This is a genomic window from uncultured Methylovirgula sp., assembly GCF_947646745.1.
Lineage (GTDB): Bacteria > Pseudomonadota > Alphaproteobacteria > Rhizobiales > Beijerinckiaceae > Methylovirgula.
The window spans coordinates 45,029-58,884 of sequence record NZ_CANSHK010000017.1; the positions used below are offsets into that span (position 1 = coordinate 45,029).

The 13,856-nt window shown below is 63.6% G+C and carries 14 protein-coding genes; 4 read left to right on the forward strand and 10 right to left on the reverse strand.

Annotated features, from left to right (window positions below; genetic code table 11):
- Nucleotides 1-3 precede the first annotated feature (3 nt).
- From flhB to motA, 5 genes are all read right to left on the reverse strand, one after another.
- Complete coding sequence (flhB, locus tag Q0025_RS06920; RefSeq protein WP_297297367.1) at nucleotides 4-1,086, reverse strand: flagellar biosynthesis protein FlhB; 1,083 nt, start codon at nucleotides 1,084-1,086, stop codon at nucleotides 4-6.
- Nucleotides 1,087-1,103: 17 nt separating this feature from the next.
- Nucleotides 1,104-2,138: a flagellar motor switch protein FliG gene (locus tag Q0025_RS06925; RefSeq protein ID WP_297297369.1), complete on the reverse strand. Its 1,035-nt coding sequence runs from the start codon at nucleotides 2,136-2,138 to the stop codon at nucleotides 1,104-1,106.
- A gap of 3 nt (nucleotides 2,139-2,141) precedes the next feature.
- Nucleotides 2,142-2,417: a flagellar motor switch protein FliN gene (gene fliN / locus Q0025_RS06930; protein WP_297297396.1), complete on the reverse strand. Its 276-nt coding sequence runs from the start codon at nucleotides 2,415-2,417 to the stop codon at nucleotides 2,142-2,144.
- A gap of 148 nt (nucleotides 2,418-2,565) precedes the next feature.
- The gene (locus Q0025_RS06935) at nucleotides 2,566-3,516 is read right to left on the reverse strand and encodes a FliM/FliN family flagellar motor switch protein (RefSeq protein WP_297297371.1); all 951 of its coding nucleotides are present in this window, start codon (nucleotides 3,514-3,516) and stop codon (nucleotides 2,566-2,568) included.
- Entirely contained in the window at nucleotides 3,513-4,382 is an 870-nt protein-coding gene (gene motA / locus Q0025_RS06940; protein WP_297297373.1) for a flagellar motor stator protein MotA, read from the reverse strand. The genes Q0025_RS06935 and motA overlap by 4 nt, the downstream gene beginning before the upstream one ends.
- A 146-nt stretch (nucleotides 4,383-4,528) precedes the next feature.
- On the opposite strand from motA, the gene Q0025_RS06945 reads away from it, so the two are divergent.
- The 3 genes from Q0025_RS06945 to fliI are packed head-to-tail and all read left to right on the forward strand — an operon-like array spanning nucleotide 4,529 to nucleotide 7,385.
- Nucleotides 4,529-5,308: a DUF1217 domain-containing protein gene (locus Q0025_RS06945; protein WP_297297375.1), complete on the forward strand. Its 780-nt coding sequence runs from the start codon at nucleotides 4,529-4,531 to the stop codon at nucleotides 5,306-5,308.
- Between the two features lie 3 nt (nucleotides 5,309-5,311).
- Nucleotides 5,312-6,037 (forward strand): flagellar basal-body rod protein FlgF, encoded by a 726-nt coding sequence (gene flgF, locus Q0025_RS06950; RefSeq protein ID WP_297297377.1) that lies wholly within the window; start codon nucleotides 5,312-5,314, stop codon nucleotides 6,035-6,037.
- A gap of 22 nt (nucleotides 6,038-6,059) precedes the next feature.
- A complete protein-coding gene (gene fliI, locus Q0025_RS06955) occupies nucleotides 6,060-7,385 on the forward strand; it encodes a flagellar protein export ATPase FliI (protein ID WP_297297379.1) in 1,326 nt (441 codons plus the stop codon).
- 13 nt (nucleotides 7,386-7,398) lie between these two features.
- Here the strand turns inward: fliI and Q0025_RS06960 are convergent, their stop codons facing one another.
- The 3 genes from Q0025_RS06960 to Q0025_RS06970 are packed head-to-tail and all read right to left on the reverse strand — an operon-like array spanning nucleotide 7,399 to nucleotide 12,127.
- Entirely contained in the window at nucleotides 7,399-10,194 is a 2,796-nt protein-coding gene (locus Q0025_RS06960; protein WP_297297381.1) for a DUF4159 domain-containing protein, read from the reverse strand.
- Complete coding sequence (locus Q0025_RS06965; protein WP_297297383.1) at nucleotides 10,194-11,123, reverse strand: DUF58 domain-containing protein; 930 nt, start codon at nucleotides 11,121-11,123, stop codon at nucleotides 10,194-10,196. Before Q0025_RS06965 ends, Q0025_RS06960 begins: the two co-directional genes overlap by 1 nt.
- Nucleotides 11,124-11,125: 2 nt before the next feature.
- A complete protein-coding gene (locus tag Q0025_RS06970; protein WP_297297385.1) occupies nucleotides 11,126-12,127 on the reverse strand; it encodes a MoxR family ATPase in 1,002 nt (333 codons plus the stop codon).
- A 231-nt stretch (nucleotides 12,128-12,358) separates the two neighbouring features.
- Between Q0025_RS06970 and Q0025_RS06975 the strand changes: the two genes are divergently transcribed.
- On the forward strand, nucleotides 12,359-12,826 hold the full coding sequence (locus Q0025_RS06975) for a PH domain-containing protein (protein WP_297297387.1): 468 nt from the start codon (nucleotides 12,359-12,361) through the stop codon (nucleotides 12,824-12,826).
- A gap of 5 nt (nucleotides 12,827-12,831) precedes the next feature.
- Here the strand turns inward: Q0025_RS06975 and Q0025_RS06980 are convergent, their stop codons facing one another.
- Together Q0025_RS06980 and Q0025_RS06985 are read right to left on the reverse strand one after the other, a co-directional pair.
- Complete coding sequence (locus tag Q0025_RS06980) at nucleotides 12,832-13,362, reverse strand: phasin family protein (RefSeq protein ID WP_297297388.1); 531 nt, start codon at nucleotides 13,360-13,362, stop codon at nucleotides 12,832-12,834.
- An 88-nt stretch (nucleotides 13,363-13,450) separates the two neighbouring features.
- Complete coding sequence (locus Q0025_RS06985; protein ID WP_297297390.1) at nucleotides 13,451-13,627, reverse strand: DUF1328 domain-containing protein; 177 nt, start codon at nucleotides 13,625-13,627, stop codon at nucleotides 13,451-13,453.
- Nucleotides 13,628-13,856 lie beyond the last annotated feature (229 nt).

Genomic DNA, 13,856 nt, shown 5'->3' on the forward strand with positions numbered 1-13,856 from the left:
CTCTCAATGTATCGGCGCACGACGGCGCTCGCGTCTCTGAAGCATGTGGATCAATTCCGCAACGGCCCGATAAAATTCGGGGGGAATCGTCCGGTCCACCTCGACACTGTCATACATGGACCTTGCGAGAGCCTTATCTTCGATAACCGGTATATTGTTTTCCTCGGCCGCCGCGCGGATTCGCAGCGCGAGATAATCCTTGCCTTTGGCGAGAACCTGCGGCGCCCCACCCTCGTCGCGGACATAGCGCAGCGCGACGGCATAATGGGTCGGATTGGCGACAACCATGGTGGCGCGCGACACGGCGGCGATCATGTTGCGCCGCCGCCGGTCCAAAGCGAGCGAGCGCATGCGCGCCTTGACCATCGGATCGCCTTCGATCTGCTTGGCCTCGTCCTTCACTTCCTGCCGACTCATGCGCAACTCGCGGCGCCAGTTCATCCGCGACCAGACGAGATCGACCGTCACGATCACCAGCGTCGCCACGGTGATGCCGGAAACGAACCGCATCGCCATTTGCATAATGACGTCCGGAAAGACATTCGGATCAACGAACATCGCATCGACAAATTGTAGGCGGTCGGCCTGCAGCATGGCGGCAATGATGAGGGCGATGGCGAGGAACTTGACGACGCTCTTCAAGAATTCGGTCGCCCCGCGCATACTGAACAGGCGGTGCCAGCCCTCGGCGGGCGAAACGCGGGAAAAATCCGGCCGGATGCGCTCGAAGACGATACGCGGCGGATTCTGCGCAAACGACGCACCAAGGCCCGCAACGATGAGAATCACGAAGGCAGGAACGAGCAAGGCGCCGGCCTGCTCGGCAATGAGCCTGCAGAGCTCGACGGCGTCAAATCCGGTCGCCAGCCGCCAATCATTGGCGTTGTCGAGCAGGCGCTCGAGGATCACGACGAGCGCCGCCGCCCCCGTCTTGACGAAGAATGCCATGATGATGAGCAAGCCGGCGGTGAAGGCAAAAATCGAAACCTCGCGCGAGACCGGAACATTGCCGCGTTCGATCGCGTCGCGGATTTTCTTTTCTGTGGCTTCTTCTGTCCGGCTATCCCTGTCGGGTTTCTCCGCCATATTCGCGCGTCATCCCGTCAGTAGATCTCTTCGTCGTCTTCTTCCGAATTGAGCTCGATCTCGCCGCGTTCGGACATTTCGAGCGCCAGGTCGGCGATCATCCGGCGCGCCTTGAGCACCTCGCGATGCGGCGCCGGGCCGCCATTGGAAAGCTCCGCCTCGACAATGCGCCGGGCGCGCGACGACAGCGTCGAAAGGATCGCATTGCGGAAGCCGGCGTCGGTGCCTTTAAGCGCAAGAACGACGCGCTCCGTCGGGATCTGATCGAACAGAGCGAGCCTCGATTTGGCCGGCAGCTTGATGATGTCATCGAAGGTAAAGAGCAGGCCGCGCAGGACTTCGGCGACCTTCGGCCGTGCCTCGGCAAGGCTCTGCAGCACGTCCTCCATCTGCTCGCGCTCCATCTTATTGATGATATCGGCCATCCGGCCGTTATGCGCGGTCCGATTGTTGCGCGACACATTGACGAGAAGGTCTTCCTGCAACGTGCTTTCGATAATGCGCATGGCCGGCTCGGACACGAGGGCAATGCCGACCATGCGCCGCATGATCTCGTTGCGGAACTCGCGCGGCAGCTGGCCCATGACTTTCGCCGCGCAGACGGGCGTCACCTTCGAGAGGATCGCCGCGCCGGTCTGCGGATGCTCCTTGACGAGATAGCTCGCAAAAAGCGTCTCCGAGACGCCGGAAAGCCGCTGCCAGATCGACTGATTGGAATTGCCGGTGACATCCGACATGATGTCGGAGATCTCTTCGGGCGGCAGAAGCCCGGAAAGCAGGTGCTCGGCGTCGGTGGGCGAGATCATAAGTCCGGCGCCCTTGATGAAATTGCCAGCGAATTCCTCGATCGTGTCTTCGATGATCGGCATCGGAACGACGCCAAGTTCGGCAACCGAACGGGTGATCTCGCGCAACTCATCCTGATCGAAATGCTTGAGCAGCCGGCTCGCCAGCGGCTTGCCCATCGCCAGCAACAGTGCCGCGACTTTCGACGGCCCATCGAGCGATTTGGGCTCCTCTGCATTGGATGGAGCGGCGCCGTCGGCGGACATGGATCAGCGCTCACTCGCCGCGTTGGGACCGAGAACCTCTGTCAGAGAGACGCCGAATCGCGACGTATCGTCCTCAACGACGACGACTTCGCCGCGCGCCACGACTCGGCCGTTGACCACGACATCGACCGGCTCGCCGACCCGGTGATTGAGCGGAACGACGGCGCCGCGCCCGAGCTTCAGGAGATTGGCGACCGGCATGGTCGCGGAGCCGAGCACGACCTGCAGCGTGATCGGGATGCGCAAGACGGCATCGATATTGCGCCCCTCACCCGGCATAGCCGACGGGACCGCCGCTGTTTCCTCGGCGATTTCAGCGAAGCCATCCAGATGCGAAGCCTCGTTCTCTATCATGACCAGCGCCCTATTCCGTACCGCGAGCCAGCCGGTCGAAGGTTAAATCCTTCGTCCGCCGGCCGGCGGAATTTTAATGATCGATCAATCCGTCCAAAAAGTCCTGATCGCTGTCGACGACTGCATCGACGCGAAGCGTATAATTGCCCTCCGCCTGGCCAAGCTGGCACCAGAACAGCGGCTCATCGTTACACTCAAGCCGCACTCGGCTCTTCGGCGTCGATTTGAGCTGCAGGATATGGCCGACCTTGAGATCGGCAATATCGCCGAGCGTGAATCCCTCTTCCTGGATGATCGCCTGGACCGTGACCTCGGCCTTGCTGACTTCCGTCTTGATCCGCCGGCTCCATCGCGGGTCGGCCGCGGCGACGTCAATGGTGTGATCGGCCGTGAGACTCTGGCGTATCGGGTTAAGCGCGGCCTGCGGAATGACGATAAAGAGCTCTCCGGAGCGGGCGAGAATGCGCAGATTGAACTTGGCCAGAACCGCAAAATTGTTGCGCGGCGCGATCGCCGCGAAATCCATGCGCGTCTCGATCCGTTCGAATTTGAAATTCGACTCGACGATCACCGAAAAGGCAGACTGGAGCGATCGCGAAATGAGATCGATGGTCTTTTGCGCGACACGCATTTCGATATTGGTCAGCGCCCGATTCTCGACGTAAGGCGCCTCGCTGCCATCGCCGCCGAACAGCGCCTCGACTAGCGCGAAAATGAGCTTGTTATCGAGCCCGACGAGGACGCGCGCATCCCAGGCTTGCGCATGCAGGACGGCGACGACGGCCTTGCCTTCGGCCGTCTCCAGAATTTTGCCGAGCCGCTCGGTCTTGACGGAATTGACGCTGAAATAGGCGGGCGCCGTCGAAAGCTGGCGCGTGTTCTCGGAACATTGCATCGCCAGGCGATCGAAGATGACGCGCAGCATCGGCATGCGCTCGATCGAAATGCCGGCCGAATCGAACAAATGTTCGGGCGAGCGCGGCTGCGGGTCCGGCTCGGCGTGATGCTTGGCGCGCGTTGTCATGCTGCCTGCCGTGCGCCGCCGGAGATCGTCTCATTCTCAACCATGTCGATCGTCGGCCGGTCGTGCGAGGAAATCGTCTTGCGCCCGTGCTCGAGCGCGATCTGCGGCATGGCGCCGTTCATAAATGCGAGCAGCGTCTGCTTGACGATGAAATAGACCCGCAGCCGCTTCTCGCGCGTCACCTTGATCTTATGCGCCAGCGGCGAGGTGAAACCATAAGAGAGCAGGATGCCGCCGAAAGTGCCGACCAGCGCCGAACCGATCAGACCGCCGAGCAATTCGGGCGATTGGTTGAGCGCGCCCATCGCCTTGATGACGCCGAGAACGGCCGCAACGATGCCCAGTGCCGGCATCGCATCGCTCACCGTGGTCAGCGAATAATAGGGCTTCAGCCGGTCGTGCGTGATCGTCTCGATTTCCTCGTCCATCAAGGCTTCGATCTCATGCGTGCGCGCATTGCCGACGATGAGCAGCCGGACATAGTCGCAGATGAAATGGGTCAGCTCCTTGTCCTTCAGGACATTCGGGAAGGCGCGGAAGATTTCCGATTCGTCCGGATTGTCGACATGCGATTCGACTTCGTTGCGCGCCTTGCCGCGCAGTTCCCGCATCAGCGCATAGAGTACGCCGAGCACGTCGAGATAATCGCGCTGGGTCGGCGCCTTGCCCATGATGCCTTCCATCACGGCGCGGCCGGTATCCTTGATGGTCGAAAGCGAATTGGCGACGATGAATGTGCCAACAGCCGCGCCGGCGATCATCAGATATTCCATCGGCTGCCAGATGACCGACAAATGGCCACCCTCGCTGGCGTAACCGCCGACGATGCAGCTCATGGCAATCACCAAGCCGATGATAAAACTCAAGGCCGCCCCTCCGACACCTAGTCAGCCTCGTCGTAAGCTTGCTGGCTTGCCCGAAGCTGAAATCCGGCCCGATGACGCACGGCGGCAAGGTCAGGCCCGGACAAGCCAGCGGCATCAAAGCTGGAGAACCTTCGAGGGAGCAAGCCGTGCTTACTGCCACTCAGCTCTATAATGCCGTCACCCGGGCGGGGTCGAATTACGCCGGGTCGGTCGCCACCGAGCCGTCCGTCGAGCAGCAGACGAAATACTTTCTTGACAATATCGGCAAGGTGACCAGCGCCAAGCAGCTCGTCAACAATTCGCGCCTCTATAACTACGTGATGAACGCCTTTGGCCTCGCCAACAACCTGAATGCAAAGGCCTTGATCACCAAGGTTCTCGAAGGCGGCAGCGGCGCAAACAGCTTCGCCGCGAGCCTAAACGATCCGCGTTATTCCGCACTCGCCGCGGCCTTCAACTTCAAGGCGAACGGCGCCGCAACGACGACCTCGGAAAAGACGCAGCAGACAACCGTCAGCAATTTTTACGAGCAGACGGTCGAAAACAACATCGGCCAGCAGAATCAGGGCGCGCAAATGGCGCTCTATTTCAAGCGGATGGCATCGCAGATCACCAGCCCGTACAACATTCTCGGCGATAAGACGCTGCTGAACGTCTTCGAAACGGCGTTCAACCTGCCGACGACCCTGTCGCTCGAGAGCATCGACATGCAGGCGAAGACCGTCGGCCAGTTTCTGAACATCAGCCAATTGCAGAACCCGACCTATCTGCAGAAGTTCATCGAACGCTTCACCGCCAGCTATGACGCGAAAAATCCGACCGGCGGCACGAGCGCACCGCCGACCATCGCCATGCTCGTGTCTCAGCCCGGCATCAGCCAAAATCTGCTTCTAAGCATCGCCAATCTCAGGCAGGGGGGATCGTAAGTCATGCAGTCCGGTCCTTATGTTTCGCTTTCGGCGCAATTGACGCTGGAAAAGCGGCTTGAATCCCTTGCGTTAAACGTCGCCAATATGAACACGGTCGGCTATCGCGCCGCCGGCGTCAGTTTCCATACTTACGTTTCGCGCAGTGGCGATGCGCCCGTGGCCTATGCGACAGCCGGCAGGGATTACATTACCCGCACCGAAGGGCCGCTGGAGCGGACCGACAACCCGCTCGATGTCGCCGTCCAAGGCGAGGGATTCCTGGCGATCCAGACACCCGGCGGAACCGTCTATACGCGCGACGGCCGCATGCGCATGCGGCCGACCGGCGAACTCGAATCGCTGGCCGGGCATCCGATTCTCGATGCCGGCGGTACGCCGCTCATTCTCGATCCGACCGCCGGGCCGCCGGTGATCGGTGGCGACGGCATGATCAGCCAGGGCGGCGAACAGATCGGCGCCATTGGCCTTTTCCAGATCGCTCCGGGCGCGAAATTCACCCGCTATGAGAATTCCGGCGTCATTCCCGACAAGCCGGCGACGCCGATCCTCGATTTCAACACCAACGGAATCGTCCAAGGCCATGTCGAAGGCTCGAACGTCAATCCGATCCTCGAAATGGCCAAACTGATCACGATCGAGCGCGCCTTTGAAAGCATCTCCGGTGGCGCAGAAAAAAATGAAAACACGTTGAAGGATGCGCTCCCGATTCTCGGCGGCACGTCTTGAGCACCTGCGCAGCGGCGGCACGATGACGGCCCTGACGCGACTGGAAGAGGCTGTCAATTACGGCCTCGAAGAAATCGGCGATTTGCGCGTCGGCGGCTTCGTCAGCGAAGTCGCCCCCTCGCATTACCGCATTGCCGGCCTGTCGCACTTCCTCAAGCTCGGCGAATGTGTCGGCCTGCAGCATGGCAGCCAAACCCAGCTGGGCGAGGTTGTCCGCATCGATCCGTCGGGCACGACGGTCAAGAGTTTCGACGCCAATGTCGCGGCGGGGATCGGCGACCGGGCCTATCGGATCGGCCCGCTGCACTTGTCGCCGGATGCGAGCTGGAAGGGCCGCGTCATCGACGCGCTCGGCCGGCCGATTGATGGCGCGGGGATCTTGCGGCGGGGTGAGCAGGCGCGCTCGATCGAATCTCCGCCTCCTTTGGCGTTGAATCGGGCGCGCGTGAAAACGCCGGTGCGGACCGGCGTACGCGCCATCGATCTTTTCATGCCGCTGTGTGCCGGACAGCGGATCGGCATTTTTGCGGGCTCCGGCGTCGGCAAATCGACATTGCTCGGCATGCTCGCCGGCGCCAAGGGATTCAGCGCCGTCGTTGTCGGGCTCGTCGGCGAGCGCGGCCGCGAAGTGCGCGAATTCCTCGACGATTCGCTTGGACAAAATCGCAAGCTCGCGGTGACGGTGGTCTCGACCGGCGACGAAAGTCCGATGATGCGGCGGCTCGCGCCCAAGACCGCGATAACGATCGCGGAATATTTTCGCGATCACGGCGAGAACGTCCTCTTGATCATCGATTCGGTGACGCGCTTTGCCCATGCGGCGCGCGATGTCGCCCTCGCCGCCGGCGAGCCGGCTGTTGCGCGCGGCTATGCCCCGAGCGTCTTCAGCGACCTTCCGAAGCTGCTCGAACGCGCCGGGCCGGGCGCCGAAGGCAGCGGCTCGATCACCGGCGTCTTTTCCGTTCTGGTCGATGGCGACGACCATAACGATCCCGTCGCCGACAATATCCGCGGCACGCTCGACGGCCATATCGTGCTCGATCGCGCCATCGCCGATCTCGGCCGTTTTCCGGCGATCAATATCCTCTCGTCGATCTCGCGGCTGGCGCAGAACGTCTGGACCAAGGAACAGCAGACGCTGGTGTTAAAGCTGAAATCCATGGTCGCGCGCTACGAGGATACGCGCGACCTGCGCCTGATGGGCGGCTATCAAACGGGCCAGGACAGCGAACTCGACCAGATCGTTACTTTGGTGCCGAAGCTCTACGATGCCCTGACGCAATCGCCGGCATCGCCGCCGTCGCGCGACGCGTTCCGCGAACTTTCCGACGCGCTGCAAGCGAAATAGGCGGCGCTGCGGCTTAGTGCGCCAGCCGTTCGAGCAGATCGCGGACATGCACCTGATCGGTCTTGTAATTGCCGGTCAGCGTATACATCACGAGGTTGACTCCGCCGCGCAGCGCCAGCTCATGCTGGCGGCCGCCGCCCGGCATCAGCGCATAGAGGCTGTCGCCGTTATCGTCGGCAGCCCAGCCGGCGGCAAGATCGTTCGAGGTAATGAGGATCGGCGAGACGCCGTCACCGGCACGCGCCGGCCGGGCGCCATCCGCCGGATTCGGCGGCGGCAGCGCCTCGATCCAGGTCTGGCCGGTTTCGTAGCGGCCGACAAAGCCGTCGATCAGATAGAACGTCTTGGTGACGACATGATCCGGCGGGATCGGCTCCAATTGCGGGACGTCGACGCCATGCAGAAGCTGGCGCAGCCAGAGGGTCTCGGGCGTCGGCGGCCCGTCCGGATGCGCCGTCAGGGCGTCGCGCGTATCGAAGACGATCGTGCCGCCCTGCTTCATATAGGCGGCGACCTTGGCGATGGCTGCGGCTGTGGGCTGCGGACGGTCGGCGACGATCGGCCAATAGAGCATCGGATAGAAAGCAAGTTCGTCGCGCCCCGGATCGACGCCGACCGGTGTGCCCGGGATCAGCGAAGTCCGTTGCGCCAGGATCTGCGAGAGGGTCGTCAGGCCCGCCTTGCTCTCCGCATCGACGTCCGGATCGCCGCTGATGACATAGGCGAGGCGCGTATTGAGCGCCGATTGCAGATCGCTTTGCGACAAGGGCGGATCTGCGCGTGGCGCTGCTTTGATCTGCGACGGCGCAGCAAAGCCCGCGGCCAAACCAATAAGGATCAGCGCGGCGGCGGCGCGGCCGAAGCGGCGCGAGAAGCCGCCCGAAAGCCAGAGCGAAGCAAGCGAATCGGCAATGAACAGGAGAAAGGCGATGGCCAGCAACGCCGGCCGCAGATCGGTCGGCGCCGCGCGCCGCAAAGGCTCCTGCGCAAAGCCGAAGCCGGAATAATCGGCCGCCTGCAAGGTCTCATTCGCGCCCAACGCATTGATGGCAAGCAGCTGATCCGGCGGCCCATAGAAGCCTGGCGGATGTTCGGCCGTGCCAGCGCCAGTGAAATTGACCGGGACCGGCTTGGCCGTCGGCGGCGGCGCGCCCAGCACGCCGAAACCGTCGAGGATGCTCGTCGGCGGCACGCTTTCGGCTTTCGCGGGTCCGCCAGCATTTGTCGCGTCGGTCCTGGCGAGCGTTTGCGACAGGTCGACGATCTTGCGCAACATGTCGACGAACAGGCCCGAGATCGGCAGATTCGACCAGGTCGTATCGGCCGTCACGTGGAAGAGGACGATCAGGCCCTTGCCGTCATGCGCGGCGGTGACGAGCGGCGTGCCGTCGACAAGATGCGCCCAGGTCTTGCCCGGCACATCGGCGTCGGGCTCGGCGAGCACCTGGCGGCGCACCGTCACGTCTTTCGGCACGGGCAGACCGGCGAAGGGACTCTGCGCATCGAAAGGCGCGAGCCGCTTCGGGGTTTCCCAGGAGAGTGCGCCGCCGAGGACGCGGCCGCCGCGCCGCAGCCGCACCGGCACGAGATCGTCGGAGCCTGCGGCGAGCCGCGTTCCGGCAAAGCGCAGTAACAGACCGCCGCCGCCGACAAATTGCTTCAGCCGCGCATCGTCGGCATCGGAGACGGTGCCGACATCGGCGAGGATGAGGACTGCAGGATGCTGATCGAGCAGGACGCCGATCGGATCGGGCGTGCCCGGGCGCGCCTCGCGCACGTCGGCGAAAGGCGCCAGTGCTTTGCGCAGATAATAGGTCGGCGCGAGCAGCGGCAGGGAAACATCGGCGGTCTCGTCGCTCACGATCCCCACGGTCCGGCGCTTCCAGCGCGCGTCGAGCAGCGATACGGCGCCGGCGGAATGTTCGTCGAGGATTTCAAGCCGCGCGATGTCGTTGCGCAGATCGACCGGCAGATCGAAGCTCGCCTTGGTTTCCAAGGCGCCTTTCGGAAACGCAAAGCGCGTCTCGCCGATGGCGAGTCCCTTGAGATCGAGGGCGCGGACGACGCCCAGCCCCGGCGCCGTGGCCGATGCGCGCAAGACGCGGATTTTGAGCCCCTCGCTGCGATTCTCAGGCCCGGCGAGCGCGCGCGCTGCCTGGGTGCTGGTCACGAGCGCGACATGCGGCACGAGCGCCGCCAGTTTTTCGGCGAAATCCCGGGCATGGCCGCGCGCCAGCCCGTCGGCGATCCAGACGATATCCATCTTCGGCGCCGCGTCGCTGAGCTTCTTGATCGGTGCGAGCAAAGCCAGCCGGTCCGGCACGTAAGGCAAGGGCTTAATAGCGCGCAGATGCTCCAGTGCATGCGTCGCATCGGTCAGAGCGATCTCGCGGCCGCCTTCGGATGTCGCCGCGAGGGCGACGAGCTGGCCGCGCCGGCCCGCGGCTTCGATCCGATCCGCCGCAGCGGCTTGCCGCATGTCCCAGCTCGGCGCCGCCGGCCAGCCGTCGTCGAGCACGACGAGCAAAGGCGCTTTGCCGCCCGCTCCCGCCGGCAGCGGATTGAGCACTGGCCCGGCCATGGCCAAAATGATCGCCGCGGCGATCGCCAGGCGCAGCGCCAGCAGCCACCAGGGCGTGCGCGCCGCGGTTTCGTCCTGCGGCCGAAGATCGAGGATGAGACGCAGCGGCGGGAACGGCACGCGGCGCGGATTGGGCGGCGTCACCTGCAGCAGGTAATAAAGCACCGGCAGGCCGACGAGGGCGATCAAGACGGCCGGAAAGGCGAATGCCAGCGGCAGGCCAAACATCAGCGCGCAACCCCCAAGACATCGGCCTCAAGCCGCATGCGCAAAGCCAACAGGGCTTCGGAGGCCGGCCGATCCGTGCGATGCGGCAAGAAACTCCAGCCGCGCTGACGGGCGGCCTGCTGCACCGCGGCGCGATGCGCCTCGAGCCGGGCGATATAATCGCGGCGAAAACTTTCCGCCTGCCCCACCCGCAGCCGCGCCGATGAATCGACGTCGAGGAATTCCGTATGGCCGGCGAACGGAAACGTCTCTTCGGCCGGATCGGCGATCATCACGAGATGGCCATGCGCGCCGCGCGAGGCGAGCGTCTTGATCCGCGCCGCAATGGCGGACGGGTCGCTCAAAAAATCCGAGATCAGCACTGCCTGCGAGCGCGGCGCCAGGACGAGATTGGGCGGCAGTTCGGCGGCCCTGTAAGCGGCCGTACGCTCCTCGGCGAGCATCGCTTCTGCAAAATGCGCGATGATGCCGCGCGACGCCAGCGGCCGCGTGAGCCCGAGCAGGCTCACTCTTTCGCCGCCGCGCACCAAGAGATCGGCCGCGGCAAGCCCAAGGACGAGCGCACGGTCGCTTTTCGGCTGCAGCGCGAGATTGGAGACAAAGCCCATCGACGCCGACCGGTCGATCCAGATCGAAACCGTATGCGCTGCCTCCCATTCGCGTTCGCGGATGTAGATGCGATCGTCGCGCGCCGAGCGGCGCCAATCGATGCCCGCCGTCGATTCGCCCGGCACGAAGGGCCGGAACTGCCAGAAGGTTTCGCCGATGCCGGCGCGGCGACGGCCGTGCACGCCGTAGGTGACGCTCGCAGCGACCTCTTTGGCGGCAACGATGAGACTAGGCAGTTTCGCGGCAAGCGACAGCGCGCCGCTCTCCGTGGTGGTTGAAACTTGCTGCTCGGCGCGGTCCAGCAGACGGACATCGGTCATGGTCAGGCGAGTTTCCGCGTCAGTTTCGCGATGATCCCCGGCACGGTTTCGCCCTCGGCACGGGCGGCGAATGTCAGTGCCATGCGGTGCTTCAGCACCGGCTCGGCCAAAGCGACAATGTCGCTGATCGACGGCGATAGGCGGCCATCGACCAGGGCCCGCGCCCGGCTCGCCAGCATCAGCGATTGCGCCGCGCGCGGCCCCGGGCCCCAAGCGATGTGCTGGGTGATCGCGGCATCGCCCTCGCCCGGCCGGGCCGAACGGACGAGGTCGAGGATTGCCTCGACAACCTGCTCGCCGACCGGCAGCCGGCGCACCAGCCGCTGGGTCGCAAGCAGGTCTTCCGTCGTCATCGCCTGGCGGGGTTCTTGATCCTTGTCGCCGGTCGTCTCGATCAAGATCTGCTTTTCCGCGGCGCGGTCGGGATAAGGCACGTCGATCTGCATGAGGAACCGATCGAGCTGCGCCTCCGGCAACGGATAAGTGCCCTCCTGTTCGAGCGGGTTTTGCGTGGCGAGCACGTGAAAAGGTTGCGGCAGATCGTGCCGTTCGCCGGCGACCGAGACATGATGCTCCTGCATCGCCTGCAACAGCGCCGATTGCGTGCGCGGGCTGGCGCGGTTGATTTCATCGGCCATCAGCAATTGCGCAAAGATCGGCCCGGGCACGAAGCGGAAGCTGCGGCGCCGGTCCGCCGCCTCCTCCAAAACTTCGGAGCCGAGAATATCGGCCGGCATGAGATCAGGCGTGAACTGCACCCGCCGGGCATTGAGGCCAAGCACTTTGCCGAGAGTGTCGACGAGTTTCGTTTTGGCGAGGCCCGGCACGCCGACGAGCAGGCCGTGGCCGCCCGAAAGCAGCGTGACCAGCGCCTCCTCGATCACTTGATGCTGGCCGAAGATGACGGTGCCAAGCGCGGCGCGCGCGGCCGCGATCCTGTCGAGCGCCGCCTCCGCCGCGCGCGATACCGCCGCTTCGAGAGATGTTGTGTTCGCTTCCGCCATCGCGATCTCGCCTCACGTCAGAGAAGGATGTTGTGGACCATTCTCCCTGCGAATACCATAGCGGGGCTTCGGCAGGATCAAGGGCCGCGCTCGAAAGCGCAGCCGCACCATCAAAAAAGTTTGTGGCAGCACAATGCCTTGCTGCGGGCGTTTCGTCCGGCACTTGAAAAAGCGCCGGTTGGCTCGAATTGCCGGTCTGGTCGTCAACATGACACGGAGTTAATGTGACGCATGAGCTATCTCGGCCAGATTCTTCAGCCTGACGAAAAAGTTCTCTTCGACGGGCATTTGCATTGGATCATCTACCGGCGGACGATCATCTTGGCCGTCGTTGCCGCGCTCTGCCTCGGCGTACTGCGTTTTCTCGATGATCGGCACGGGCTGAAATTCTCAGCTCTCAGCCTCGCCTTCATTCTCGGTGTGCTTGCGCTCGCTGCGGCGCTGCATGCTTGGTGGCGCAGCTTCACGACTGAGATCGCCGTCACCTCGACACGGGTGATCTACAAAACCGGATTTATCCGCCGCCATACGGTCGAGATGAATATGGACAAGGTCGAATCGGTCGACGTCGATCAATCCTTGCTCGGCCGGCTCCTCGGCTATGGCTCCGTCCAGGTGCGCGGCACCGGCGCAAGCCTGGAGCGGCTCGATTACATCGCTCACCCACTCGCGTTGCGCAACGCGATTACGTCGCGCTAGGCCTCTCAGCCCTTGCCCGTCGAAGCCGGCGGCAGACCATCGACAGAAAAGGCATTGCGGGCGACGTTGCGAATCGTATCGGCAGCCTTTTCTGCCGCCTCGAAGGCCGAGCGGGTGATCTCCTGGCCTGCCTTGAGATTGGCCAGCATCGCGACATTGCCGGCTTCGATCGCCTGGTTCAAATCGCCGCCGGGCTGCCCTGGAGCGGCCGCATCGGAGCCTGCCGGCGCCGACTGGCCGGCATCGACAATGCCGTTGCGCAATTCCGCCATGCGTGAACCCATCAGCCGGACGTGATCGTTGAAGGCCTCAAACATCCCGGCCATGAATTTGGTCTGGATGGAGACGAGATCCTCGACGGTGCGGGCGCCGCGCAAATCGTCGATCAGCTTGGCATTGCGCTCGAAATTGGCTGCGGAAATATTGCTGATATCCTCGGCCAGCAATTGCAGCGACTTGGCGGCAACCGAATAGCCACCCGCTGACCAGTCCAATGCGGCAGAGGCCGCTTTCGACCGCGGTTCGCGAATTTCCATGGGCTCCTCCTATACAGACGCCAACAAGTCCGGCGCCCCTATTGGTCGGAACCCTAGCGCATTGCGCGGTCGAGATCGATAGCCTCGTCTAACGCCGCCTGAGGCCGAAGACCAGCGAAACGATCAGCAGGATGATTGCGATCCAGAAGAGCACATGCGCCACTTGCGTGGCTGTCCCGGCGACGCCGCCGAAGCCGAGCACGCCGGCGACGATCGCAATGATCAAAAAAACCAAGGCCCAATAGAGCAAATTGCCGAAGCCCATCGCACGCTCCCTCGCCCGTCCGCGCGCCGGCCGAAGCCGGGCCTGGGTTTGCGCGGATCGTGCGGCTGAAATTCTGCCAACCGAGGCGCAGATTAACGGCAGATGCGGCCCGCGGTTCCGCATGGGCTCAGGCTATGGCGGGCAAGGGATGGTGCGCAGCGCGGAACGCACGAACCTAGGCGGCGTCTGCCGTTTGCTGCAGCGCCGCGGCGATCGCCGCCAGCGCCGC

Excerpts from the sequence above, each read along its gene's own strand:
- Q0025_RS06985 (WP_297297390.1), bottom strand. The coding sequence starts at position 13,627 with ATGGGCTTCGGCAATTTGCTCTATTGGGCCTTGGTTTTTTTGATCATT.
- Q0025_RS06980 (WP_297297388.1), bottom strand. The coding sequence starts at position 13,362 with ATGGAAATTCGCGAACCGCGGTCGAAAGCGGCCTCTGCCGCATTGGAC.
- Q0025_RS06925 (WP_297297369.1), bottom strand. The coding sequence starts at position 2,138 with ATGTCCGCCGACGGCGCCGCTCCATCCAATGCAGAGGAGCCCAAATCG.
- Q0025_RS06935 (WP_297297371.1), bottom strand. The coding sequence starts at position 3,516 with ATGACAACGCGCGCCAAGCATCACGCCGAGCCGGACCCGCAGCCGCGC.
- Q0025_RS06965 (WP_297297383.1), bottom strand. The coding sequence starts at position 11,123 with ATGACCGATGTCCGTCTGCTGGACCGCGCCGAGCAGCAAGTTTCAACC.
- fliN (WP_297297396.1), bottom strand. The coding sequence starts at position 2,417 with ATGCCGGGTGAGGGGCGCAATATCGATGCCGTCTTGCGCATCCCGATC.
- flgF (WP_297297377.1), top strand. The coding sequence starts at position 5,312 with ATGCAGTCCGGTCCTTATGTTTCGCTTTCGGCGCAATTGACGCTGGAA.
- Q0025_RS06970 (WP_297297385.1), bottom strand. The coding sequence starts at position 12,127 with ATGGCGGAAGCGAACACAACATCTCTCGAAGCGGCGGTATCGCGCGCG.
- Q0025_RS06975 (WP_297297387.1), top strand. The coding sequence starts at position 12,359 with ATGAGCTATCTCGGCCAGATTCTTCAGCCTGACGAAAAAGTTCTCTTC.
- Q0025_RS06960 (WP_297297381.1), bottom strand. The coding sequence starts at position 10,194 with ATGTTTGGCCTGCCGCTGGCATTCGCCTTTCCGGCCGTCTTGATCGCC.
- flhB (WP_297297367.1), bottom strand. The coding sequence starts at position 1,086 with ATGGCGGAGAAACCCGACAGGGATAGCCGGACAGAAGAAGCCACAGAA.
- fliI (WP_297297379.1), top strand. The coding sequence starts at position 6,060 with ATGACGGCCCTGACGCGACTGGAAGAGGCTGTCAATTACGGCCTCGAA.